Source organism: Afipia sp. GW823-FHT06G09 (assembly GCF_058794875.1).
Genome location: NZ_JBXAHF010000005.1, coordinates 89829 through 111405, shown reverse-complemented (window position 1 = coordinate 111405; position 21577 = coordinate 89829). Strand labels below are relative to the sequence as shown.

Here is a 21577-nt window from a genome sequence, read left to right as displayed (position 1 = left end):
AAACGGATTTCGCTTCAGCGCAGCAGGAACATTATTGCTGCGCGTTAATGTTGCGATGCCGAAATTTAGCGATGCCTACGAATTCATCGTGGCCCGTTTGATTTTTATGAGGCGGTTCGGCGGTAGAGCGTTATGGATTGCGATGCTCGGCCATGAAGCTTTCAAACCGCGGATCGCCGACATGCGCGATATTGACGCGCATCGCTGGGCCGGTCGGCGTTGCGTCCGGGTTGAACGCCGAGCCAGGCGCCAGCAGGATGCTGCGTTCGGCGGCGACACGCGACAGCTGCGTGTCGTCGATGTGCTCCGGCAATGCGCACCACATGTAAAATCCGCCGCGTGGCTGGCCGAACACCGGCAGGCCGAGCCGCGCCAGGCTGTCGTTCGCCTGGCGCGTGGCGGCTTCGATGCGGCCGCCGAGCCGCTTGAGGTGCCCGCGATAGCGTCCGCTGGTGATCAGGTCGTAGATGATCTGTTCGATGTAACCCGAGCTGTTGGCGCGGGTGATCATTTTAAGATCGGCGAGCCGCGCAATGGTATCGGCGTTGGCCGCGATGTATCCCGACCGGAGGCTCGCAGAGAGCGTCTTGGCGAAGGTGCCGACATAGATCACGCGGTCGAGCTGATCGAGCGCGGCGAGGCGGGGACTGTTGTTCGAGAGCACGTCGGCGAACGGATCGGAATCGACAATCCGCAGATTGTGCTCGGTCGCCGTGCGGAGCAGGCGATAGGCGACCGGCAACGTGATCGAACAGCCGGTTGGATTGTGCGCGAGCGACTGCGTGAAGAACATCCGCGCGCCGGTGCTCGCGGCCTTGGCGGCGAGATCGTCCGGGTCCGGCCCATCGACGGTTCGCCGCACGCCGATGAGCCGCGCCTTGGCCAGCCGCAGTTTGCCGAACAGCGGATAATAGCCGGGACTGTCGACAAGGACCGGATCGCCGGGCTCGACAAACTGACGGACGATCATGTCGAGCGCGTCGTTGGCGCCCTGAGTCAGCAAAACCTGAGTCGGCTCCGCACCGATCGACCGTTCGGCGAGAAGACCGGCGATGCGCTGGCGCAGCGGCAGCAGGCCGTAGGGGCTGCCGTAACTCTCAGGGAGATTGCGTTGTCCGGGCCGGCTGACCGGCCGCAGATACGGACCGACTTCCGAGCCTTCCATCCAGGCCGCAGGCGGGCGGCCGTCGCCGACACGGACCTCGTAACGCTTCTCTAGTTGCTCGCGCAGCAGCCAGACGCTGTCGACCGCTTCGACCTTTGCCGGCTCAGCGGTTTCTGCGCGCTTCGGGCGATGCAGCGAGACATAAAAGCCGGAGCCCGGCTTGCTCTCGATCTGGCCCGACGCCACCAGCCGCTCATAGGCATCGACGATGGTATTCTTTGATGCCCCGAACAATTCCGATGCGCTGCGGATCGACGGCAGGCGTTCGCCGGGCCGGATGGCGCCGCGTTCGATCCGCGCAATGATCGCATCGACAATGGTTTCGATGCGTGATCGTGCGGGGCCGCCGCCGGAACTGGAAACTGTACCCATCCTGCGGATGGTACGGGCCTTCCTGAAATTGTGCAAAGCGTTCCTTGTGGTGTACCCCCATCACCATACAGTTTCCGCAGCCGAAATCCCCTCAAGAGGACCATCGGTCTGGGAGACGCTGAAGAATGACTGTTGCCAGGCACGGCGCGAACCGCTCATCGCGGATCGCCGGATTTCACCGCAAATCGCCGCAGGAGCGGCTCGATCTCGTCGCTTCGTTCGCCGGCCTCGATGCCGCGACCACGGCGCATCTCGCCGACATGGGCAACCTGCCGCCGCAGCTTGCGGACAAGATGATCGAAAACGTCATCGCCACCATGAATGTGCCGATCGGCATCGCGACCAATGTGAAGGTCGACGGCGAGGATGTACTGATTCCGATGGCGACCGAGGAATCATCCGTCGTCGCCGCGGTCTGCAACGCCGCGCGCCAGACCTATGATGCGGGGTTCACCACGTCCGTATCCGGCACGCTGATGATCGCGCAGGTGCAGGCCGTTAACGTGCCCGATCCTTACGCGGCGCGGCTTCGTCTTCTGGAGAAGCGCGACGAGATCAAGGCGATCTGCGACGCCTGCGATCCGCTGCTGGTGAAACTTGGCGGCGGCTTCCGCGACGTCGAGGTGCGGATTCTCGATACGCTCGGCGGGCCGATGGTCATCACGCATCTCATTGTCGATACGCGCGATGCAATGGGTGCCAATGCCGTCAACACCATGGCCGAGAAGATTGCGCCGCATGTCGCCACATGGAGCGGCGGGCGCGTATTCCTGCGCATTCTCTCCAATCTCGCCGACCGGCGACTGGCGCGCGCGCACGCGGTGTGGAAGCTGGGTGACATCGGTGGCGAGAGTGTCCGCGACGGGATCATCAGCGCGTATCAGTTCGCGGAAGCCGATCCTTATCGTGCGGCCACGCATAACAAAGGCATCATGAACGGCATCAGCGCCGTCATTCTTGCCACCGGCAATGATACGCGCGCAGTTGAAGCCGGTGCGCACGCCTTTGCTGCGCGCGGCGGGCGCTACACCAGCCTGACGCGCTACGAGATCAACAAGGACGGCGATCTGTCAGGCTCGATCGAGTTGCCACTGGCGGTTGGCCTGATCGGCGGTGCGACCAAAATCCATCCGACCGCGCAGGCGTGCCTGAAAATTCTCGGCGTGACCACAGCGGAGCGGCTGGCGCGCATCATCGCGGCCGTCGGGCTGGCGCAGAATTTCTCGGCATTGAAGGCGCTCGCCACCGTGGGCATCCAGTCCGGTCACATGGCGCTTCATGCACAGAACATCGCGATCATGGCCGGTGCTGTCGGCGACGAGGTCGAGGCTGTTGCGAAGGTGCTGGTCGAACGCGCGACGGTGCGTATCGATGTCGCGCAGGAGGTATTGGAAATCATCCGACGCTAAAGCATTTCCGGCGAAGCCGGAGAACCACATAAGAAAATCAAACGGGAGGATAAGAATGATTAAATCGAAATCGGCTTTTCTGGCGGGAGCGGCGATGCTGCTGGCGCTGATGGCTCCGGCCCATGCACAGATCGCCAACAATACGATCAAGCTTGGCGTGCTGACCGATCTTACCGGCATCGCGACCGATTCCACAGGCACGGGCTCGGTTGTCGCCGCGAAACTCGCCATCGAGGATTTCAAGCTTGAGAAGCCTGATATCAAGGTCGAACTCGTTCAGGCGGACCACCAGAACAAGGCGGATATCGGCGGAGCGATTGCGCGCCGCTGGATGGATATCGACAAGATCGATGCGATTCTCGACGTGCCGTTCTCCTCGGTGGCGCTGGCCGTGCAGGAAGCCACGCGCGGATCGAAAACCGCGTTCATTGCATCGGGCCCCGGCTCGTCGCTGCTGACCGGCGAGAAGTGCTCGCCCAACACCGTGCACTGGACCTATGACACCTGGGCGCTGGCGCACGGCACTGCATTGGCGCTGTTAAAGGCGAAGAAGGACACATGGTTCTTCGTCACTGCGGACTATGCCTTCGGCCATTCGCTTGAGAAGGATGCGTCGGACGTTGTGAAGGAACAGAACGGCAAGATCCTCGGCAGCGTGCGGCATCCGCCGGGCGCATCGGACTTTTCGTCCTTCCTGCTGCAGGCGCAGGCCAGCAAGGCCAAGATCGTTGCGCTTGCCAACGCGGTGAACGACACCGTCAATTCCGTGAAGCAGGCGACCGAGTTTGGCATTCAGGCCGGCGGGCAAGAACTGGCGGCGCTGCTGATGCAGGTCACCGACGTCAACGCCATCGGACTTCAGGGCGCGAAGGGCCTCTATCTGACCGAAGGCTTCTATTGGGACTCTAACGACGGCACGCGCAAGTTCTCCGACCGCTTCACTGCGGCGGTTGGCGGCGGAAAGCGCCCGACCGCGATTCAGGCGGGCGTCTATGCCGGCACGCTGCACTATCTGCGCGCGGCGGCCGCGGCGAACACAACCGATGGACAGAAGGTCGTTGCCAAGATGAAGGAGATGCCGTCGAAGGATCCGTTGTTCGGTGAAGGCACGATCCGCGAGGACGGCCGTCACATCCACAATATGTATCTGTTCCAGGTGAAGACTCCCGCCGAGTCCAAGGCGCCATGGGACTTCTACAAGCTGGTGGAGACGATCCCGGCGAAGGACGCTTTCCGGCCGATCGCCGAGGGCAACTGCCCGATGGTGAAGAAGTAAGGCCGGTTTCCGCAGCCGCGCGCAGGTGCGCCGTCGTTATCGGGGCGTTTAGATCGAGTGTAAATTTCCTCCCGGCGGGCTCCGTGCGGGAGGAAATTTCTCTCTTCGAACATGATCTTAGAATGCAACGCCGGTCTGCCCTCGGGGCATGACGCAGGCGCGGTATGTAATTGACCAAAAACGGAAATTCGGCTATTTCACCGGCGTCGTGAATGCTGCCGCCGTCTTCGCCTGCAAGGCAGGCCATCCAGCAAAATTCATCGGCGAGAAGTTCTGCGTGAGGCGTGACCGCCCGCAAGTCCGGCGATTGTGCGCTCACCGATTGCAAGAGCATGGGTCCGGTTATGAGCAACTTCAATCAGGAAACGGTTCTCAGCGTCCATCACTGGACCGACAACCTTTTCAGCTTCACGACCACGCGTGATTCCTCGTTCCGTTTCCGGAATGGCGAGTTCACCATGATCGGATTGAAGGTGAACGAGAAGCCGCTGCTGCGCGCCTACAGCGTCGCGAGCGCGAACTACGAAGAGAACCTCGAATTCTTCTCGATCAAGGTCGCCGACGGCCCGCTGACCTCGCGTCTTCAGCATCTGAAGGAAGGCGACCAGATCATCGTCAGCCGCAAGGCGACCGGCACGCTGGTGATCGACAACCTGACCGCCGGCCGCAACCTCTATCTGATCGGCACCGGCACTGGCCTCGCGCCGTTCCTCAGCGTCATCAAGGACCCTGAGACCTACGAGCGTTTCGAGAAGGTCGTGCTGCTCCACGGCTGCCGCCATGTCCGCGAACTGGCTTACGGCGAACTGATCACCGAGAAGCTGCCGCAGGACGAGATGATCGGCGAGATGGTGAGCAAGCAGCTCATCTATTATCCGACCGTGACGCGCGATCCGTTCCGCAACCGTGGCCGCATCACCGACCTGATCACCTCGGGCAAGTTGTTCGAGGACATTGCATTGCCGCCGCTCGATGCCGCGAAGGATCGCGTCATGATGTGCGGAAGCCCGGCGCTGCTGGTCGATACCAAGAAGCTGCTGGAAGATCGTGGCTTCGTTGAAGGCAACCATGGCGAGCCGGCCGATTTCGTGGTCGAGAAGGCGTTCGCGGAACGCTGAACAGATCGATCCGTCTAAATAAAGCCGCTGGCCATGCCAGCGGCTTTTTTGTTGCGCAAGTAGAATGACGACGCCGCAGCGGCGACTTTCGTCATGCGCTTACATGCGCTGGCGGCTCGCGTTGCTCGCGACCGCCGCCGCCGCCGTCCGGTTTTCGACTCCGAGCTTGGCGTAGATCTGCTCAAGATGCTTGTCGACGGTGCGCGGGCTGAGACCCAGGATCTGCGCGATGTCGCGGTTGGTCTTGCCCTTGCTCAGCCACGACAGCACTTCTCCCTCGCGACTGGTCAACCCCAGCTCCTTGCTGAATTCCGCCGGGGAATCCGAACCGCTATCCCGCGCCAGCCGAAGCAGGAATTCGTTCGCGCCGAGCCTGCCCATGTATTGCAGGCGCAGCTTCTCGTCGCGGAAGGAGATCGCGGGCGGCGATTTCGATTCAGCCATTCCCCGATGCATCTGGTCGAGCCAGTCGAGCCACGGCTCCGGCAGTTCGAACTTTTCGTCGGCGCCTCTGGCGCGCGCCAGCTTCTCAGCCTGCGGGGTTGCCCAGATGATGCGTCCGCGATGATCCACCGCGAACAGGTAACGTCCTGAGACGTCCAGTGCAGCGCGGGCGCTTTGCGTCAGCCGCGCATTGGCGAGGTGAACCTTGATCCGCGCCAGCATCTCGACGATGACAATCGGCTTGGTCACGTAGTCGACGCCGCCGGCCTCCAGTCCGCGCACGATATGTTCGCTTTCGGCAAGGCCCGTCATGAAGATGACGGGGACACCGGCGAGCTTGGCTTCGCGCTTGAGGCGGCGGCAGGTCTCGAACCCGTCCATTCCCGGCATCACGGCATCGAGCAGGATGATATCCGGCACGATCTGCTCGCCGATGCGCAGGGCCGACGCGCCGTCGAGCGCGACCATCACGGTCATACCGGCGCCGTCGAGCGCATCGGTCAGCATGCGCAGGGTTTCCGGCGAATCGTCAACGATCAGCACGGTGTCGCGTGACTTGGCTTCAATGATCATGGCGCTGCACATTCTGAAGGGTTGCCATGTATTGCCCGAGATCGAACCGTTCTACCAGCGAGCGCATTTGTGACACGAAAGCCGCGTGCTCCGGATGGTCCTTGTCGATCTGGTCGAGCTTGAGATGAATGGCTGTGACGTAGCCGATTTGCCCGAGGTCGATCAACTCATCGACATACTGCACCGGCGGAGCGGGATCGTCGTTCGCACTCCATGGAGAGGCTTCGGTCTCAATCGTCTGAACCGGACCGGGCTCGTAAGACCATTCGATCTTGAGCAACTGACCGATCAGTTCCAGCAGGCGCGGCACGTCGATCGGCTTCATCAGGTAGCCGTCGTGGAACGGCTGTGCCAGCGGAGCGCCGTGGGCTTCGAGCGCACTGGCCGAGATCATCAGGATGCGGGCATTGTGATGGCCAGCGGTGCGGAGGCTTTCCGCCACCGACCAGCCGTCGGTCTCGCCCATCGATATGTCGAGCAGGAACATATCCGGCTGACAATGTTGCGCGAGATTGAGACATGTCGCGCCGTCCGGTGCGCTCAGGATGATGAAGCCGAGCGGGGCGAGCACTTCGCGCAGGAGATCGCGATGGGTCGGATCGTCGTCGGTGATAAGGATGGTCTTGCGCGGGCCGTGATAGCCGTAGATAGGCGCGTTGATCGCCTTGATGCGGGTGGGATTGGTGACCTCCGACAGCAGCATCTTGACCTGGAATGTGCTGCCTTTTCCGACAGTGCTGGTGACACGGATGTCGCCGCCCATCACGCCCGCGAGCAGCTTGCTAATGGTGAGGCCGAGACCCGTTCCGGTCTGCGGCTGCGAAATGCCGAGCGCGCCGCGCTCGAACGGGGCGAAGATGCGCTCCAGATCGTCGGCGTGAATGCCGGGGCCGGTGTCGCGCACCTCAAATTCGGCGACGGGGCTGCGATAATGCACGATGAAATGCACGCTGCCGCTCTGGGTGAACTTGATGGCATTCGACAGCAGGTTGATGAGAATCTGCCGCAGCCGCTTTTCATCCGCATAGACGACCGGGGGCAGGGTCTCAGGCCGCTGAAACACGAACTCCACATTTTTCGCGGCGGCCTGCAGGCGGAACATACCGACAAGCTGGTCGAGGAAGGCATGAAGCCGCACTTCGTCGCGCGACAGATGCAATCGTCCGGCCTCGATCTTGGAAATGTCGAGCAGGCCGTCAATCAATCCTGACAGATGATCGGCGCTGCGGCGTACGACGCGAATCTGGTCGCGGGGTTTCGGCTGGATGGTCGCGTCCTGTTCGAGCAGTTGCGCGTATCCGCTGATAGCGTTGAGCGGTGAGCGCAGTTCGTGGCTCAATCCGACCACGTAGCGACTCTTGGCGAGGTTGGCGGATTCGGCGACTTCCTTGGCGCGCTGAAGCTCCATGTCGGTCTGCCGGTGAGCATCGATTTCCTGCATCAGAAGCGTGGTCTGGCGCCGGGTCTCTGCTTCCGCCGCCTGGCGGCTTTGCCGTGCCAGCACGAACAGCCAGGCCACCACACCGATGATGATCGAGAGCGCGAAGAAGACTTTCCACAGCACGTCGGAAAGCTGGATCTGATCGAACCGGATCGCGGTGGAGGTCTGGAGGTAAATCAGGGCGAGCGTGAGCCCGACCAGTCCCGCCGACAGCGCAAACACACCGAGATAGTGCCCGAGCTGCGAATTGATCCGCGCGTAGATGAACTGCGGAAGCATCTTGCCCAGCGTTTCGGAGAACTGCGCCTGCACCCGCGCATGCGGCTTGCACAGGTCGTGGCAGCGGGCGTCGAGTGAACAGCACAGTGAGCAGATCGGACCGGCATAGGCAGGGCAGGAGGCCATGTCTTCCGGCTCGAACGCATGTTCACAGATGCAGCACTTGATCGATTCGAGATTCTGCCAGCTCCGCTTCGGCTTGCGCGCGATGTAATACTTTCCGCCCGTCCCCCATGCGATCACCGGTGCGGTCAGGAAGGCCACGGTCAGTGCGACGAACGGGGCAAGTGCCTTCGCCGTGGTTCCGAAGAATCCGTAGAACGCGCTGATCGAAACGATGGTTGCGATCGTCATCGCGCCGACGCCGACCGGATTGATGTCGTAGAGGTGCGCGCGCTTGAAATCCATGGTGGGTGGGCGCAGGCCGAGCGGCTTGTTGACGATGAGATCGGCGACCAGCGCCCCGACCCATGCGATGGCGACGTTCGAGTAAAGCGCAAGCGTCTGTTCTAGCGCCTTGTAAACGCCGATCTCCATCAGCAGCAGCGCGACCAGCACGTTGAACACCAGCCACACCACACGTCCCGGATGGCTGTGGGTCAGGCGCGAAAAGAAGTTCGACCATGCGATCGAGCCTGCATAGGCGTTGGTGACGTTGATCTTGAGCTGCGACAGGATCACGAACGTGCCCGTCAGCGCCAGCGCCAGATCGGGCTGCGCGAGCACGTAACGAAATGCTTCGAGATACATGTGCGCGGGTTCGGCGGCGTATTCCGCCGTCACGCCGTGCTTGATCGCGAAGAACGCTAGGAACGATCCGGCCAGCATCTTGATTGCGCCGGGTACGATCCAGCCGGGACCAGCGCTGACCATCGCCATCCACCATGCGCGCTTCGAGGTCCGCCGGTCGCGCGGCAGAAACCGCAGGAAGTCGACCTGTTCGCCGATCTGCGCCACCAGCGCGAACACCACGGAAGCCGCGGTTCCGAACAGCAGCAGGTCCAGATGTCCCGACGGATTGCCGTGCTCGCCCGGAAACGCTGTCCACTCCGCAAACGAGCCGGGGCTTTTGATGGCGATGGCCGCGAAGGGAAGAATGTGAAGCAGGATCCAGAACGGCTGTGTCCACAACTGGAAGCGGCTGATCAGTGTGATGCCGTGGGTGACCAGCGGGATGATGACTACCGCGCTGATGAGATAGCCGATCGGGCGGGGGATGCCGAAGCACAGTTCCAGCGCCATCGCGAGAATGACGGCCTCGATGGCGAAGAAGATGAAGGTGAAGGACGCGTAGATCAGCGATGTGATCGTGGAGCCGATGTAACCGAATCCGGCGCCGCGGGTGAGCAGATCGATATCGACGCCGTATCTGGCTGCGTAATAGGCAATTGGCAGGCCGCAGCAGAAGATGATGGCGCTCACCACCAGAATGGCGGCGGTGGCGTTGGTAACCCCGTAGTTCAGCGTGATGGTGCCGCCGATGGCTTCCAGCGCCAGAAACGAGATCGCACCGAGTGCCGTGTTCGCCACTCGCGCAGCCGACCACCGGCGGGCACTCTTGGCCGTGAAGCGAAGCGCGTAGTCTTCAAGGGTCTGATTGGCAACCCATTGATTATATTGGCGCCTGACGCGGTCTATCCGCTGTCGCCCGGCCACTTTGGTCTCCATCGTCACGCGTTGTGCGTCCTGATCCGGTTCTGAAAAATCTACGTCGCGCTTTTGCGGTGCAGTATGCGCGATTTCGCGTATCTGTGCGCTGCACAATCCGGGCCATCTTTTCCCCATCAAGGCGGTTTTCCAGCAAAAAGGGGTGGTCATGTCAGACGACAAAAATCAGGGCTTACAGTCCGCGTTCCGGCGAAAAATGCTGATGGGAATGGCGGCGCTGCCGGCCATGTCACTGGTCTCGAAGCCATCGTTCGGCGCCGGACCGGCAACGTCGGCGGTCAACACCACGGGTCTCGCGGTCACCGACACCGAAGTGACGGTCGGAATCCTGCATTCCGTGACCGGCACCATGGCGATTTCGGAGACGGGATCGGTTCAGGCCGAAAAGCTGGCGATCGAGCAGATCAACGCCTCGGGCGGCGTGCTCGGACGCAAGATCAAGTTCATCCAGGAGGACGGCGCGTCCGACTGGCCGACCTTCGCCGAGAAGGCGAAGAAGCTTCTGGTCAACGACAAGTGCGCATCGGTGATGGGCTGCTGGACGTCGGCGTCGCGCAAGGCGGTGCTGCCGGTGTTCGAGCAGTACAATGGCATGCTCTACTACCCGACCTTCTATGAAGGCCTCGAGCAGTCCAAGAACGTGATCTACACCGGCCAGGAAGCGACCCAGCAGATCATCGCGGGTCTCGACTGGGTCAACAAGACCAAGGGCGCGAAAACTTTCTACTTGCTCGGTTCGGATTACATCTGGCCGCGTACGTCGAACAAGATCGCGCGCAAGCACATCGAGGGCCATCTCGGCGGCGCGAAGGTCGTCGGCGAAGAATACTTCCCGCTCGGCCATACCCAGTTCAACTCCGTCATCAACAAGATCAAGCTGACCAAGCCGGACGTGATCTACGCCATCATTGTCGGCGGTTCGAACGTCGCGTTCTACAAGCAGCTCAAGGCGGCGGGCATCGACCTGTCGAAGCAGACGCTGCTGACCATCTCGGTCACCGAGGACGAAATCGACGGCATCGGCGGCGAGAACATCGCGGGCGCGTTCGCCTGCATGAAATACTTCCAGTCCCTCGACAATGCGAACAACAAGGAATTCGTTGCCGCGTTCAAGAAGATGTGGGGCGAAAAGACCGTGATCGGAGACGTCACACAGGCTGCCTATCTCGGCCCGTGGCTCTGGAAGATGACGGTGGAGAAGGCGGGCAGCTTCGATGTCGACAAGATCGCGGCGGCATCCGCAGGCATCGAGTTCACCAAGGCGCCGGAAGGCTACGTGAAGATCCATCCGAACCACCATCTCTGGTCAAAGACCCGCGTCGGTCTCGCCGGCCTCGATGGACAGTTCAAGGTTGTGTACGAGACCGCCGATCTGGTCGAGCCCGATCCGTTCCCCAAGGGCTACCAGTAAGCCTCGCTCCGATAGCTGAGCTCCCTGGCGTGGATCGTCAGTCCACGCCCGCAGCCCTCGCGCCGCGGATTCGTCTGCGGCGCGAGACTTCCCCGGCGGAGAATTGAAATGTTCGGCGACTATTCGATTGGCGATCTCGGCTCAATCTTTGTGATGCAAGGATTTGCGGGCCTTATCCTGTTCTCTGTCTACGTTCTGATGGCGCTCGGACTTGCGATCATCTTCGGCCAGATGGGCGTCATCAACATGGCGCACGGCGAGTTCATGATCCTCGGCGCCTACGTCACCTGGATGACGTCGAATTTCTTTCAGGCCTATCTGCCGTCGCTGTTCAGCGGCTACTTCTTCCTCGCCATGATACTTGCGTTCATTGCGTCCGGCGCGCTCGGCATGCTGGTGGAATGGGCACTGATACGGCATCTCTACAAGCGGCCGCTCGATACGCTGCTCGCGACCTGGGGCCTGAGCCTGATGTTGCAGCAGGCCTATCGCTCGATATTCGGAGCCCGCGAGGTCGGCGTTGAACTGCCGCAGTGGATGCTGGGCTCGCTCAAGGTCACCGACACCATCGAAGTGCCCATCAACGGCATCTTCGTGATGTGCCTGACGGTGCTGATCACGATTGCCGTCGCCTACATCATGTACAGGTCGCGCTGGGGCCGGCAGGTCCGTGCCGTGGTGCAGAATCGCGTGATGGCCGGCGCGGTCGGCATCAACACCGAGAAGGTCGACCGTTACACCTTCGGTCTCGGATGCGGCATCGCCGGCGTCGCGGGCTCGGCCTTCACGATGATCGGCTCAACGGGCCCGACCTCCGGCCAGCTCTACATCGTCGATACGTTCCTTGTGGTCGTCTTCGGCGGCGCGGCCAGCCTGCTCGGCACCATCGCCTCCGCATTCACTATCTCGCAGGCCCAGTCGACCATGGAGTTCTTCATGTCGGGCTCGATGGCCAAGGTTCTCACGCTGCTCGCGATTGTCGGCATCCTCATGCTGCGGCCGCAGGGCCTGTTCGCCCTCAAGGTCCGGAAGTGAAAAGGCCAGGAAAATGTCCAAGAAAAGCGTAGAGAAAAGCTCCGAGCAAACTGTTGTCGCCAAAGCCGTCCACGACAACCCGCGCTTCGCGAACCGCTCCGAACTTGTCGGCATTCTGGCGCTTGCAGTTCTGCTGGTTGTTGTCCTGCCGTTGACCCTGGATATCTTCCGGCTCAACCTGGTCGCGAAATATCTGACCTACGCGTTTGTTGCGATCGGCCTCGTTATCTGTTGGGGATATGGTGGCATTCTGAGCCTCGGGCAGGGAGTGTTCTTCGGCCTCGGCGGCTACTGCATGGCGATGTTTCTCAAGCTGGAAGCATCCAGCGTCGCCAACACCAAGATCCAGTCGACGCCCGGCATCCCGGACTTCATGGACTGGAATCAGCTCACGCAACTCCCTTTCTTCTGGAAGCCGTTCCACAGCCTGACTTTCACGATCTTCGCAATCATCGCGGTTCCGGCGATCTTCTCCTTCATTATCGGCGCTGCGATGTTCAAGCGGCGGGTCGGCGGTACGTATTTCGCCATTATCACCCAGGCGATCGCCGCGATCCTGACCATCCTGATCATCGGTCAGCAAGGTTACACCGGCGGCGTCAACGGCATCACCGACCTGCGCACGCTGAAGGGCTGGGATATCCGGACAGACAACGCCAAGTTCATTCTCTACTTCGTGGAAGTGATCTTGCTGTTCGGCTGCATCGGCGTCGCTCTTTTCATCCGGCACTCAAAGCTCGGGCGAATCCTGGTCGCGATGCGTGAAAAGGAAGATCGCGTCCGGTTCTCGGGCTACAGCGTCGCCAACTTCAAGATATTCGCGTTCTGCGCGGCGGCGGTGTTCGCCTCCATCGGCGGCGCTCTGTTCGCCCTCGAAATCGGCTTCATGTCACCGTCCTTCGTCGGCATCGTGCCGTCCATCGAAATGGTGATCTATGCCGCTGTCGGCGGGCGCCTCTCCATACTGGGCGCGGTCTACGGCACGCTCCTTGTGAACTTCGCCAAGACCAGCCTGTCGGAATCCTTCCCCGAATTGTGGCTGTTCGGCCTTGGCGGGCTGTTCATCGCGGTGGTGCTGGCCTTCCCGAATGGCCTTGCCGGGATCTGGCGCGATCACTTTCAGTCCCACATCGATCGCCTGCTCTCACTCCGCAAGCCGAAGGCGGGCGGCAAGAACGGCTGGACCGGCGGCTCGGTCGCCGACGGCGCACCCGCGGAATAGGAGCACATCATGCTTGTCGGTCATCAGCCCAAGGAATTCCTGCTCGCGGTCGAAGCGCTCACGGTGTCGTTCGACGGCTTCAAGGCGGTCAACGACCTGTCGTTCTACGTCGATGAAAACGAGATCCGCGTCATCATCGGCCCGAACGGCGCCGGCAAGACCACGGTGCTCGATCTGATCTGCGGGAAGACCAAGGCCACATCCGGTTCGATCCAGTTCCGTAATCAGGAACTGACCAAGATGAAGGAGAACCAGATCGTCCAGGCGGGCGTCGGCCGAAAATTCCAGACCCCGTCGATCTATGACGACCTCACGGTGTTCGAGAATCTCGAGATCTCCTATCCGCGCGGACGTACGGTGTTCGGCGCACTGACATTCCAGCGCGATGCGACGGTGCGCGACCGGGTCGAGGAGGTCGCGGAGATGATCTTCCTGAAGGACCGCCTCGGTATGAGCGCCGAACTGCTCAGCCATGGCCAGAAACAGTGGCTGGAGATCGGCATGCTGCTGATCCAGGACCCGGACCTGTTGATGCTCGACGAGCCGGTGGCCGGCATGAGCGTCAGCGAGCGGATCAAGACCGCCGAATTGCTCAACCGCATCATCAAGGACCGCTCGGTGCTGGTGATCGAGCATGACATGAAGTTCGTCGAGGATATCGCGCACAAGGTGACCGTGCTGCATCAGGGCAGAATCCTGTCGGAAGGTTCGATGGAAGCGGTGCAGAACGATCCGAAGGTTATCGAAGTCTATCTCGGCCACTAAGGAAACACGCAATGCTCGCGATCTCGGACCTTCACGTCGCATACGGACAGAGCGAAGTCCTGCACGGTCTCAACGTTTCCGTCGCGCCCAACGAGATCGTCGCGATCATGGGCCGCAACGGCATGGGCAAGACCACGCTGATGAAGTCGCTGATGGGGATCGTTCCGACCAAGAGCGGTTCGGTCACGATGGAAGGCAGCGAACTCAGCAAGCTCAAGAGTTACGAGCGCGTCGCCAAGGGGCTCGCCTATGTCCCCCAGGGACGCATGATCTTTTCGACCATGACGGTGAAGGAAAATATCGAGACCGGACTGGTGGCGTCGGGCGAGAAGGAAGTGCCCGGTGATCTCTATGAACTGTTCCCGGTGCTGCTTGAGATGAAGAGCCGGCGCGGGGGCAATCTCTCCGGCGGCCAGCAGCAGCAGCTTGCGATTGCGCGCGCGCTTGCCACCAAGCCGAAGGTTCTGCTGCTCGATGAGCCGACAGAGGGAATCCAGCCATCGATCATCCGCGAGATGGCGCGCACGCTGAAGCGCATCCGAGACGAGAAAGGCCTGTCGATCATCGTCTCCGAGCAGGTTCTCAGTTTCGCACTCGACGTCGCCGACCGCGTTCTGGTGATCGAGAACGGCGAGATCGTCCGCGACGAGAAGCGCGACGGCATCGATGCCGCGCAGGTCGCCAAATATCTTTCAGTTTAACGAAGCCTTTTGTAACCAGGGGAGCATCCTAAATGCCAGATACACTGATCAAGGTCGATCTCAACCAGTCGGCCTACGACAACGACAAGGTTCACAATCGCTGGCATCCGGATATCCCGATGGTGGAGTGGGTCAGTCCGGGCGACGATTTCATCATCGAGACCTACGACTGGACCGGCGGTTTCATCAAGAACAACGACTCGGCCGACGACGTGCGCGACATCGACCTGTCGATCGTGCATTTTCTGTCGGGGCCGATCGGCGTCAAGGGCGCGGAGCCGGGCGATCTTCTGGTGGTCGATCTGCTCGACGTCGGCCCGATGAAGGAGAGCCTGTGGGGGTTCAATGGCTTCTTCTCCAAGCAGAATGGCGGCGGGTTTCTGACCGACCATTTCCCGCTGGCGCAGAAGTCGATCTGGGACTTCAAGGGCATGTACACGTCGTCGCGCCACATTCCCGGCGTCAATTTTGCAGGCCTCATTCATCCCGGCCTCATCGGCTGTCTGCCCGATCCGAAAATGCTGTCGATGTGGAACGAGCGCGAGACGGCGCTGATCGCAACCAACCCGACGCGCGTGCCGGGTCTCGCCAATCCGCCGTTCGGTCCGACCGCGCATATGGGTCGCCTGAAGGGCGATGCCAAGGCGAAGGCCGCGGCAGAGGGTGCGCGCACCGTTCCGCCGCGCGAGCATGGCGGCAACTGCGACATCAAGGATCTGTCGCGCGGTTCGAAGATCTATTTCCCGGTTTACGTTCCGGGGGCAGGCCTTTCGATGGGCGATCTGCACTTCAGCCAGGGCGACGGCGAAATCACCTTCTGCGGTGCCATCGAGATGGCCGGCTGGCTGCACATCAAGGTCGACGTCATCAAGGACGGCATGGCGAAATACGGCATCAAGAATCCCGTGTTCAAGCCGTCGCCGATGACGCCGAACTACAAGGACTTCCTGATCTTCGAAGGTATCTCGGTCGATGAAGCTGGCAAGCAGCACTATCTGGATGTGACGGTTGCCTATCGTCAGGCGTGTTTGAACGCCATCGAGTATCTGAAGAAGTTCGGGTATTCCGGCGCGCAGGCCTATTCCATTCTTGGAACGGCCCCGGTGCAGGGACACATCTCGGGTGTCGTGGACGTACCCAACGCCTGCGCCACGCTGTGGCTGCCGACGGAAATCTTCGACTTCGACGTCATGCCGTCGTCGGCAGGGCCGACCAAGCACATCAAGGGCGGCATCGACATGCCGCTGTCACCGGACAAGTAACCCGCGAGGTGATGCAGGGGCGGTGCGTATCTTGCCGCCCCTGCATCCGCCGGGATCGCGATAACAGGACAAACCGAGGGAGACGGGCTGTGCCGGTTTACGAGTATCTTTGCAACGACTGCGGACCATTCACCGATATGCGGCCGATGTCCGAATACGATGCGCCGCAGGATTGCCCGCATTGCGCGATCGCCGCGCCGCGGGTCATTCTGACCGCGCCGCGCTTCTCATGCATGCCGGCGGACAAACGCAAGTCGCATGCGATCAATGAGCGCAGCGCCAACGCGCCGAAAACGCTCGGCGAGTACAAGGCGTCACATCAGCCGGGCTGTGGCTGCTGTTCGAACAAACCGTCCCGGTTTGTCACCAAGAGCCGCAGCGGAGCCAAAGGATTTCCGACTGCACGGCCGTGGATGATCAGTCACTAGAAGTATTGCGCGTTTTGCTCAGGACTCGACAAGCGCGTCGCGCAGGTTCTTCTTCATGACCTTGCCGTTGGCGTTGCGCGGCAAGGGGTCGGTGCCGATCGCGATGGTCTCCGGGACTTTATAGTCGGAGAGACGCTCGGCGCACCACGCGCGCAAGGTGGGCTGATCGATATTCGAGCGCACGACTACGACGGCGTGAACGCGCTCGCCGAGCACCGGACACGGCCGCGCGACGATGGCGCTTTCCACGACGTCGGGATGACTGGCCAGAACCGACTCGACCTCCGCTGAATAGATTTTCAGTCCGCCGCGGTTGATCATGTCCTTCTGCCGATCGAAGACGCGAACGAAATTTTCCTTGTCGATGGATCCGAGGTCGCCCGAATGCCAGTAGCCGGCGGTGAAGCTTTCCGCCGTTGCACGCGGATTGTTCCAGTAGCCCTTGATGACCGAGCCGCCGTGAATCCAGATTTCGCCGATCTCGCCGCGCGGCAGTTCGCGTCCGGATGAGTCGACAACAATGATATCCGCACCGGGACAGGGCAGGCCGACGCTGTCACTGTGGCTGGCGGTAAACGCAGGTGGCATGATGGTCGATGGCGACGAGGTTTCGGTCGAACCGTAGGCGTTGACCAGTTTCAGCCCGGGAAGTTTTTGCGCCAGCTTCTCGATGGTCGCAACCGGCATCGGCGCGCCGCCGTAGCCGCCGACCCGCCAGGCGGAAAGATCGAAATTATCGAAATCAGCTTGCAACAGGCAGAGGTTGTACATCGCAGGCACCATCACGGTCTGCGTGACGCGCTCGCTCGCTGCGATCTTGAGGTATTCCGCCGCCTTGAACTCGGCGACGATGATGAGCGCACCGGCGCAGCGCGCCATCGCCATGATGTTGGCGGCAATGCCGGTGACATGCGCGAGCGGAACGGCGGCGATCGAGCGGTCAGATTGCGTCAGTTCGAGGCAGGCCTCGTAGATCATCGCCGAATGGATCAGGTTGCAATGGGCGAGCATGGCGCCCTTCGGCTTACCCGTCGTGCCCGACGTGTAGAGGATCATGGCGGTGTCTTGTTCATCGACAGCCACCGGCACCTGCGACGTCTCGGTCGCGACCAGATCCTGAAACGCCAGCGAGCCATCGGTTACGCCGATCGAGACACGATGAAGCAGGGTCGGAATCTCGTTGGGATCGGGCAGCCGGTCCGCCATTCTGTCTTCATGGATAATCAGCGCCGCGCCGCAGTCGGCGAGAACGTAGGCGATCTCGGGCTTTTGCTGCCGCGTGCTCAGCATCACACTGACAAGCCCGAGATGCGCCGCGCCATAGAGCGCGAGCACGAACTCGATGCGGTTGCCAAGCAGCAGCGCGATCCGGTCGCCGGGTTTCAGGCCGATTTCCTTGAAACCGGCCGCGATCTGCGCGGATTTCTGCGCGACCTCGCGCCAGGTCATCCGCTCATCGCCGCAGACCAGCGCTTCGCCATCGGGGTTGCGTGCGGCGGCATCTGCGACCATGTCCCAGATGTTCGCGGGGCGGGTCTCGAAGGCGGGCACGATACGGTCGCCGAAGCGGGTTTCCAGCCGCATTGCAGGAATCGGGTATTTCGACCAGTTCATGGATCCTAGCTACCTGTCCTGATCGTTGCGTCAGGTTGAAAAATTGGCCCCGCGCTCGATCACAAATTCTGTATCAAACAAAGTATGCGAGTGATTCAAATCGGACTGCGACATCAACACTGTTAACCCCTTGCCCTTGAGCGAGGCAAGCACGTCGGAGATTCTCTCGGACAGGGCAGGTGCGATCCCTTCGAATGGCTCGTCGAGCAGCAGGCACCGGGTTCCAATGCCCAATGCGCGGCCCAGCGCGACCAGTTTCTGCTGTCCGCCCGAAAGTAATAGTGCCTTGCGATCGCGCATGGCGACGAGTTCGCCGATCACCTCGTAGACGAAGTCCAGCCGCGCCTTGCGGTCGACGTCCTTTGCGACCCATAGCGGCAGCAGAATATTCTCTTCCACCGTCAGTTGCGGCACCAGTCCGCGGTCTTCCGGCATGTAGCCGATACCGAGACCGGCGCGGGCGTGACGCGGCAGGGCTGCCAGATCCTCGCCGCCGAAACGGATCGTGCCGCGCTTCGGCGTAAGGTGACCCATGATCGAGCGCATCAACGTTGTCTTGCCGGCGCCGTTGCGGCCAACCAGACTGACCATGCCGCCCTCGGTGAGATGCATGGTGAAACCGCGCAGCGCCGGCATCGACTGGATTTCGACGGCGAGGTTGTCGATTTCGAGCAGGGAGCGGGAAGCGGTCATTTTGCGCCTCCCGTCACATAACGGCGGACTTCATTGTCTTTCAGCACCGTTGACGGCTCGCCGTCGGCCAGGATGCGGCCGTTGTAGAAGGCGACGACCCGGTCGGCATACTTGCTGACGATATCCATATCATGTTCGACGAAGACGATGGTGGCGGCCTCTTCCGAGACGGCGTGGATGACGCGGTCCATGGTGGCAAATTTCTCTTCGGCCGAAACGCCGGACGTCGGCTCGTCCAGCAGCAACAGTTTCGGACGCCGGGCCAGCGCCATGGCGATGTCGACCAGCTTGCGGACGCCCCCGGCCAGTTCGGACACCGGCCGATCGGCGTGCCCCTTGAGACCGAAGCGATCGAGCAACGCCAGCGCTTTGTCATGCCGATCGCCGGCTTCCGCCGGAACCGTCAGCGACAGCCGTCCACCTTCCGCGCTGGAGACGGCGACGGTCAGATTTTCGGCGGCGGTGAGTTCGATGAACAGCTGCGGAATCTGGAACGAGCGCGAGATCCCGAGCTTGGCGACATCGCGCGGCGAACGCCGGCCGATCGGCGAGCCGTCGAGTTCGATCGCGCCGCTGTCGGGCTTCATGTAGCCCGTCACCATGTTGACGAACGTGGTCTTGCCGGCGCCATTCGCGCCGATCAGGCAGAGCTTTTGGCCCGCCGGAATGTCGATGCTGACATTGTCGGCGGCGACCACCGCGCCGAAACGCTTCTGGAGACCGCGCACGGAAAGGACGGGCTTCATGATGCCGATCCTTTCCCAGCGGCGACGGGTTCCGGTACTGGCTCAGAGGTCCTGCGCTTTCTTCCGCTCCAGAGCGAACCGATGCCCCGCGGCAGAAACAGGATGACCGCCAGCAGGAACACGCCGAGCACGAGCTGCCAAGTGTTCGGCATATAGAGATTGGAGAACGAGCGGACCAGCTCAAGCACAAGCGCGGAAATAAACACCGCAGCGACGCTTTGCGTGCCCGCGAGCACCGCGATGAAGACGAATTCACCAGACGTCGTCCAGTAGGCGAATTCCGGATCGATGTGCCGCTGCGCCATCAGCGCGAGCGCGCCGCTGGCGCCTGCGAATGTCGCCGCGATCACGAAGTTGATGGTGACGATGCGGTTCGCGGAGGTGCCGAGATACTCGACGCGGAGGTTGTTCTCGCGCACAGCGAGACTCGTCAGTCCGAACTGTGAGCGGAACAGGATCGTTGCGAAGATACCCGCAAGTCCGGTGGCGACGACGGATACCGCATAGAGCATGAAGTCCGCCTCGCGCGGGTCGTTGAACACTGCGCCGAACAGGGTGGGGCGGCCGACATTGAAGCCGTCCGACCCGCCGAGAATGGTTGTCTTGACCAGCGCGCCGTAAAGCACCATCGACAGCGCCAGCGTCAGCATGCCGAAGAAGATGCCGGTGTAGCGGGCAATCAGCGGGCCAATGATCAGGCCGAGCAGGCCGCCGAACACTGCACCGATGATAACCTGTGCCACGGCGTCGGTGACGCCGAACGTGATCGCGATCAGCGCCACGCCGTAGCCGCCGCCGGCATAGAAAAGGCCCTGTCCGAACGAGACGTTGCCTGTCCGCGCGAGCACGACAATACCGAGCGCGACGAGCGCCTTGGATGCGGCGACGGTGGCGAGCGACAGCGTCCATGCCGGAATGATGCGGCCGAACAGCACCGCGAGAACGACAACGCCCACAAGAGCGAGAGGGTGCGTGGCGTACTTCATCAAATGCGCCTCGCGACTTCACGGCGGAACAGGCCTTCGGGCCTGAACATCAGGACTGCTGCCATAATAAGATAGATCATGAACAGTTCAGCCTGCGGCAGCAGGTGGACCGAAGCGGCCCGCGCCATGCCGACGAGGATGGCGCCGACGGCCGCGCCTTCGATGCTGCCGAGGCCGCCGATCACCACGATGGCGAAACTCAGGATGATGATTTCCGAACTCAAACCGGGCTGCACGGATATCTTCGGCGCGGTAAGTCCGCCGGCCAGTGCGGCCAGCATCACGCCGAAGGCAAAGGCGAGCGCGTAGACGCGGTTGATCTTCACGCCCATGCTGGCGCTCATTTCGGCGTTGTGAATCACGGCGGTGACAATCTTTCCGGTGGTGGTCCGGTTGAGCGCAAACCACACCGCAAAACCGATGACCGCCGAAAACGGGATCAGCATGAGATCGTAGCCGACGTAGAACAACCCGGCGAACTCGGCATTGCCGAACAGTTCATAGGGCTGGTTGGCATAGATCGGATTGACGCCCCAGATCAGTTTGGTCGCGTCCTCAAAAATCAGAAACACCGCGTAGGTCACGAGCAGCAGCACGACTTCATCGCGGCCATAGAACAGCTTGATCAGTCCACGTTCCATCAGCAGGCCGACGACCGCGGCAATCGCGGCCACCGATACCAGCATCAGTACGAACCCAAGTGCCGGGGGGACTTTATGCGCCGCCGCCATTGTGACGGCGGTCGCCGCGAGATAGCAGCCGAGCGCGTAGAAGCCGCCGTGCGCGATGTTGAGGATCTTGAGCACGCCGAAAACGAGCGTCAGGCCCAGCGCCACAACAAAGAGCCACGATGCCTGGATCAGGCCGTCGAGGATGACCGTGAGAAACGTATTCATGAAGGTGATCAGGCCGGAGTTGCAGCGAAGAGAGAGGCGGCGCGAGATTCACATCGTCGCGCCGCCCGGTGGC

The 21577-nt window shown here is 61.5% G+C and carries 18 protein-coding genes; 10 read left to right on the top strand and 8 right to left on the bottom strand.

Annotated features, from left to right (window positions below; genetic code table 11):
• Positions 1 to 130 precede the first annotated feature (130 nt).
• On the bottom strand, positions 131 to 1537 hold the full coding sequence (locus AC1Q67_RS21475) for an aminotransferase-like domain-containing protein (protein WP_492237411.1): 1407 nt from the start codon (positions 1535 to 1537) through the stop codon (positions 131 to 133).
• Between the two features lie 125 nt (positions 1538 to 1662).
• Here AC1Q67_RS21475 and AC1Q67_RS21470 point away from each other — a divergent pair, with 125 nt between their 5' ends.
• From AC1Q67_RS21470 to AC1Q67_RS21460, 3 genes are all read left to right on the top strand, one after another.
• Complete coding sequence (locus AC1Q67_RS21470) at positions 1663 to 2946, top strand: hydroxymethylglutaryl-CoA reductase, degradative (RefSeq protein WP_492237412.1); 1284 nt, start codon at positions 1663 to 1665, stop codon at positions 2944 to 2946.
• Positions 2947 to 3001: 55 nt separating this feature from the next.
• On the top strand, positions 3002 to 4222 hold the full coding sequence (locus AC1Q67_RS21465; RefSeq protein ID WP_492237413.1) for an ABC transporter substrate-binding protein: 1221 nt from the start codon (positions 3002 to 3004) through the stop codon (positions 4220 to 4222).
• 344 nt (positions 4223 to 4566) lie between these two features.
• On the top strand, positions 4567 to 5340 hold the full coding sequence (locus AC1Q67_RS21460) for a ferredoxin--NADP reductase (RefSeq protein WP_492237414.1): 774 nt from the start codon (positions 4567 to 4569) through the stop codon (positions 5338 to 5340).
• Between the two features lie 99 nt (positions 5341 to 5439).
• Here the strand turns inward: AC1Q67_RS21460 and AC1Q67_RS21455 are convergent, their stop codons facing one another.
• Positions 5440 to 6357 (bottom strand): response regulator, encoded by a 918-nt coding sequence (locus AC1Q67_RS21455; protein ID WP_492237415.1) that lies wholly within the window; start codon positions 6355 to 6357, stop codon positions 5440 to 5442.
• A complete protein-coding gene (locus AC1Q67_RS21450) occupies positions 6347 to 9733 on the bottom strand; it encodes a hybrid sensor histidine kinase/response regulator (protein ID WP_492237416.1) in 3387 nt (1128 codons plus the stop codon). The genes AC1Q67_RS21455 and AC1Q67_RS21450 overlap by 11 nt, the downstream gene beginning before the upstream one ends.
• A gap of 160 nt (positions 9734 to 9893) precedes the next feature.
• Between AC1Q67_RS21450 and urtA the strand changes: the two genes are divergently transcribed.
• The 7 genes from urtA (at position 9894) to AC1Q67_RS21415 (ending at position 16569) form a co-directional block, all read left to right on the top strand.
• On the top strand, positions 9894 to 11156 hold the full coding sequence (urtA, locus tag AC1Q67_RS21445; RefSeq protein WP_492237417.1) for an urea ABC transporter substrate-binding protein: 1263 nt from the start codon (positions 9894 to 9896) through the stop codon (positions 11154 to 11156).
• 108 nt (positions 11157 to 11264) lie between these two features.
• Positions 11265 to 12191 (top strand): urea ABC transporter permease subunit UrtB, encoded by a 927-nt coding sequence (gene urtB / locus AC1Q67_RS21440; RefSeq protein ID WP_024573779.1) that lies wholly within the window; start codon positions 11265 to 11267, stop codon positions 12189 to 12191.
• A gap of 13 nt (positions 12192 to 12204) precedes the next feature.
• Positions 12205 to 13413, top strand: coding sequence for an urea ABC transporter permease subunit UrtC (gene urtC / locus AC1Q67_RS21435; protein WP_492237418.1), 1209 nt, complete (start codon positions 12205 to 12207; stop codon positions 13411 to 13413).
• A gap of 9 nt (positions 13414 to 13422) precedes the next feature.
• Positions 13423 to 14178 (top strand): urea ABC transporter ATP-binding protein UrtD, encoded by a 756-nt coding sequence (gene urtD / locus AC1Q67_RS21430; protein WP_024573781.1) that lies wholly within the window; start codon positions 13423 to 13425, stop codon positions 14176 to 14178.
• 11 nt (positions 14179 to 14189) lie between these two features.
• Complete coding sequence (urtE, locus tag AC1Q67_RS21425; protein ID WP_024573782.1) at positions 14190 to 14879, top strand: urea ABC transporter ATP-binding subunit UrtE; 690 nt, start codon at positions 14190 to 14192, stop codon at positions 14877 to 14879.
• Positions 14880 to 14911: 32 nt separating this feature from the next.
• A complete protein-coding gene (gene fmdA / locus AC1Q67_RS21420) occupies positions 14912 to 16141 on the top strand; it encodes a formamidase (RefSeq protein ID WP_492237419.1) in 1230 nt (409 codons plus the stop codon).
• A gap of 89 nt (positions 16142 to 16230) precedes the next feature.
• The gene (locus tag AC1Q67_RS21415) at positions 16231 to 16569 is read left to right on the top strand and encodes an FmdB family zinc ribbon protein (protein ID WP_492237420.1); all 339 of its coding nucleotides are present in this window, start codon (positions 16231 to 16233) and stop codon (positions 16567 to 16569) included.
• A gap of 18 nt (positions 16570 to 16587) precedes the next feature.
• Here the strand turns inward: AC1Q67_RS21415 and AC1Q67_RS21410 are convergent, their stop codons facing one another.
• From AC1Q67_RS21410 to AC1Q67_RS21390, 5 genes are read right to left on the bottom strand one after another with little or no spacing between them, the layout of a single operon-like run.
• A complete protein-coding gene (locus AC1Q67_RS21410; RefSeq protein WP_492237421.1) occupies positions 16588 to 18183 on the bottom strand; it encodes a class I adenylate-forming enzyme family protein in 1596 nt (531 codons plus the stop codon).
• 30 nt (positions 18184 to 18213) lie between these two features.
• Positions 18214 to 18876 (bottom strand): ATP-binding cassette domain-containing protein, encoded by a 663-nt coding sequence (locus AC1Q67_RS21405; protein WP_492237422.1) that lies wholly within the window; start codon positions 18874 to 18876, stop codon positions 18214 to 18216.
• Positions 18873 to 19622, bottom strand: coding sequence for an ABC transporter ATP-binding protein (locus tag AC1Q67_RS21400; RefSeq protein ID WP_492237423.1), 750 nt, complete (start codon positions 19620 to 19622; stop codon positions 18873 to 18875). Before AC1Q67_RS21400 ends, AC1Q67_RS21405 begins: the two co-directional genes overlap by 4 nt.
• Positions 19619 to 20608, bottom strand: a complete 990-nt coding sequence (locus AC1Q67_RS21395) for a branched-chain amino acid ABC transporter permease (RefSeq protein ID WP_492237424.1) — start codon at positions 20606 to 20608, stop codon at positions 19619 to 19621. Before AC1Q67_RS21395 ends, AC1Q67_RS21400 begins: the two co-directional genes overlap by 4 nt.
• On the bottom strand, positions 20608 to 21504 hold the full coding sequence (locus tag AC1Q67_RS21390; RefSeq protein ID WP_492237425.1) for a branched-chain amino acid ABC transporter permease: 897 nt from the start codon (positions 21502 to 21504) through the stop codon (positions 20608 to 20610). The genes AC1Q67_RS21395 and AC1Q67_RS21390 overlap by 1 nt, the downstream gene beginning before the upstream one ends.
• Between the last annotated feature and the right edge of the window lie 73 nt (positions 21505 to 21577).

Excerpts from the sequence above, each read along its gene's own strand:
- AC1Q67_RS21400 (WP_492237423.1), bottom strand. The coding sequence starts at position 19,622 with ATGAAGCCCGTCCTTTCCGTGCGCGGTCTCCAGAAGCGTTTCGGCGCG.
- urtE (WP_024573782.1), top strand. The coding sequence starts at position 14,190 with ATGCTCGCGATCTCGGACCTTCACGTCGCATACGGACAGAGCGAAGTC.
- urtC (WP_492237418.1), top strand. The coding sequence starts at position 12,205 with ATGTCCAAGAAAAGCGTAGAGAAAAGCTCCGAGCAAACTGTTGTCGCC.
- AC1Q67_RS21405 (WP_492237422.1), bottom strand. The coding sequence starts at position 18,876 with ATGACCGCTTCCCGCTCCCTGCTCGAAATCGACAACCTCGCCGTCGAA.
- urtB (WP_024573779.1), top strand. The coding sequence starts at position 11,265 with ATGTTCGGCGACTATTCGATTGGCGATCTCGGCTCAATCTTTGTGATG.
- AC1Q67_RS21455 (WP_492237415.1), bottom strand. The coding sequence starts at position 6,357 with ATGATCATTGAAGCCAAGTCACGCGACACCGTGCTGATCGTTGACGAT.
- AC1Q67_RS21395 (WP_492237424.1), bottom strand. The coding sequence starts at position 20,608 with ATGAAGTACGCCACGCACCCTCTCGCTCTTGTGGGCGTTGTCGTTCTC.
- AC1Q67_RS21475 (WP_492237411.1), bottom strand. The coding sequence starts at position 1,537 with ATGGGTACAGTTTCCAGTTCCGGCGGCGGCCCCGCACGATCACGCATC.
- AC1Q67_RS21465 (WP_492237413.1), top strand. The coding sequence starts at position 3,002 with ATGATTAAATCGAAATCGGCTTTTCTGGCGGGAGCGGCGATGCTGCTG.
- AC1Q67_RS21410 (WP_492237421.1), bottom strand. The coding sequence starts at position 18,183 with ATGAACTGGTCGAAATACCCGATTCCTGCAATGCGGCTGGAAACCCGC.
- urtD (WP_024573781.1), top strand. The coding sequence starts at position 13,423 with ATGCTTGTCGGTCATCAGCCCAAGGAATTCCTGCTCGCGGTCGAAGCG.
- urtA (WP_492237417.1), top strand. The coding sequence starts at position 9,894 with ATGTCAGACGACAAAAATCAGGGCTTACAGTCCGCGTTCCGGCGAAAA.
- AC1Q67_RS21390 (WP_492237425.1), bottom strand. The coding sequence starts at position 21,504 with ATGAATACGTTTCTCACGGTCATCCTCGACGGCCTGATCCAGGCATCG.
- AC1Q67_RS21460 (WP_492237414.1), top strand. The coding sequence starts at position 4,567 with ATGAGCAACTTCAATCAGGAAACGGTTCTCAGCGTCCATCACTGGACC.
- fmdA (WP_492237419.1), top strand. The coding sequence starts at position 14,912 with ATGCCAGATACACTGATCAAGGTCGATCTCAACCAGTCGGCCTACGAC.
- AC1Q67_RS21470 (WP_492237412.1), top strand. The coding sequence starts at position 1,663 with ATGACTGTTGCCAGGCACGGCGCGAACCGCTCATCGCGGATCGCCGGA.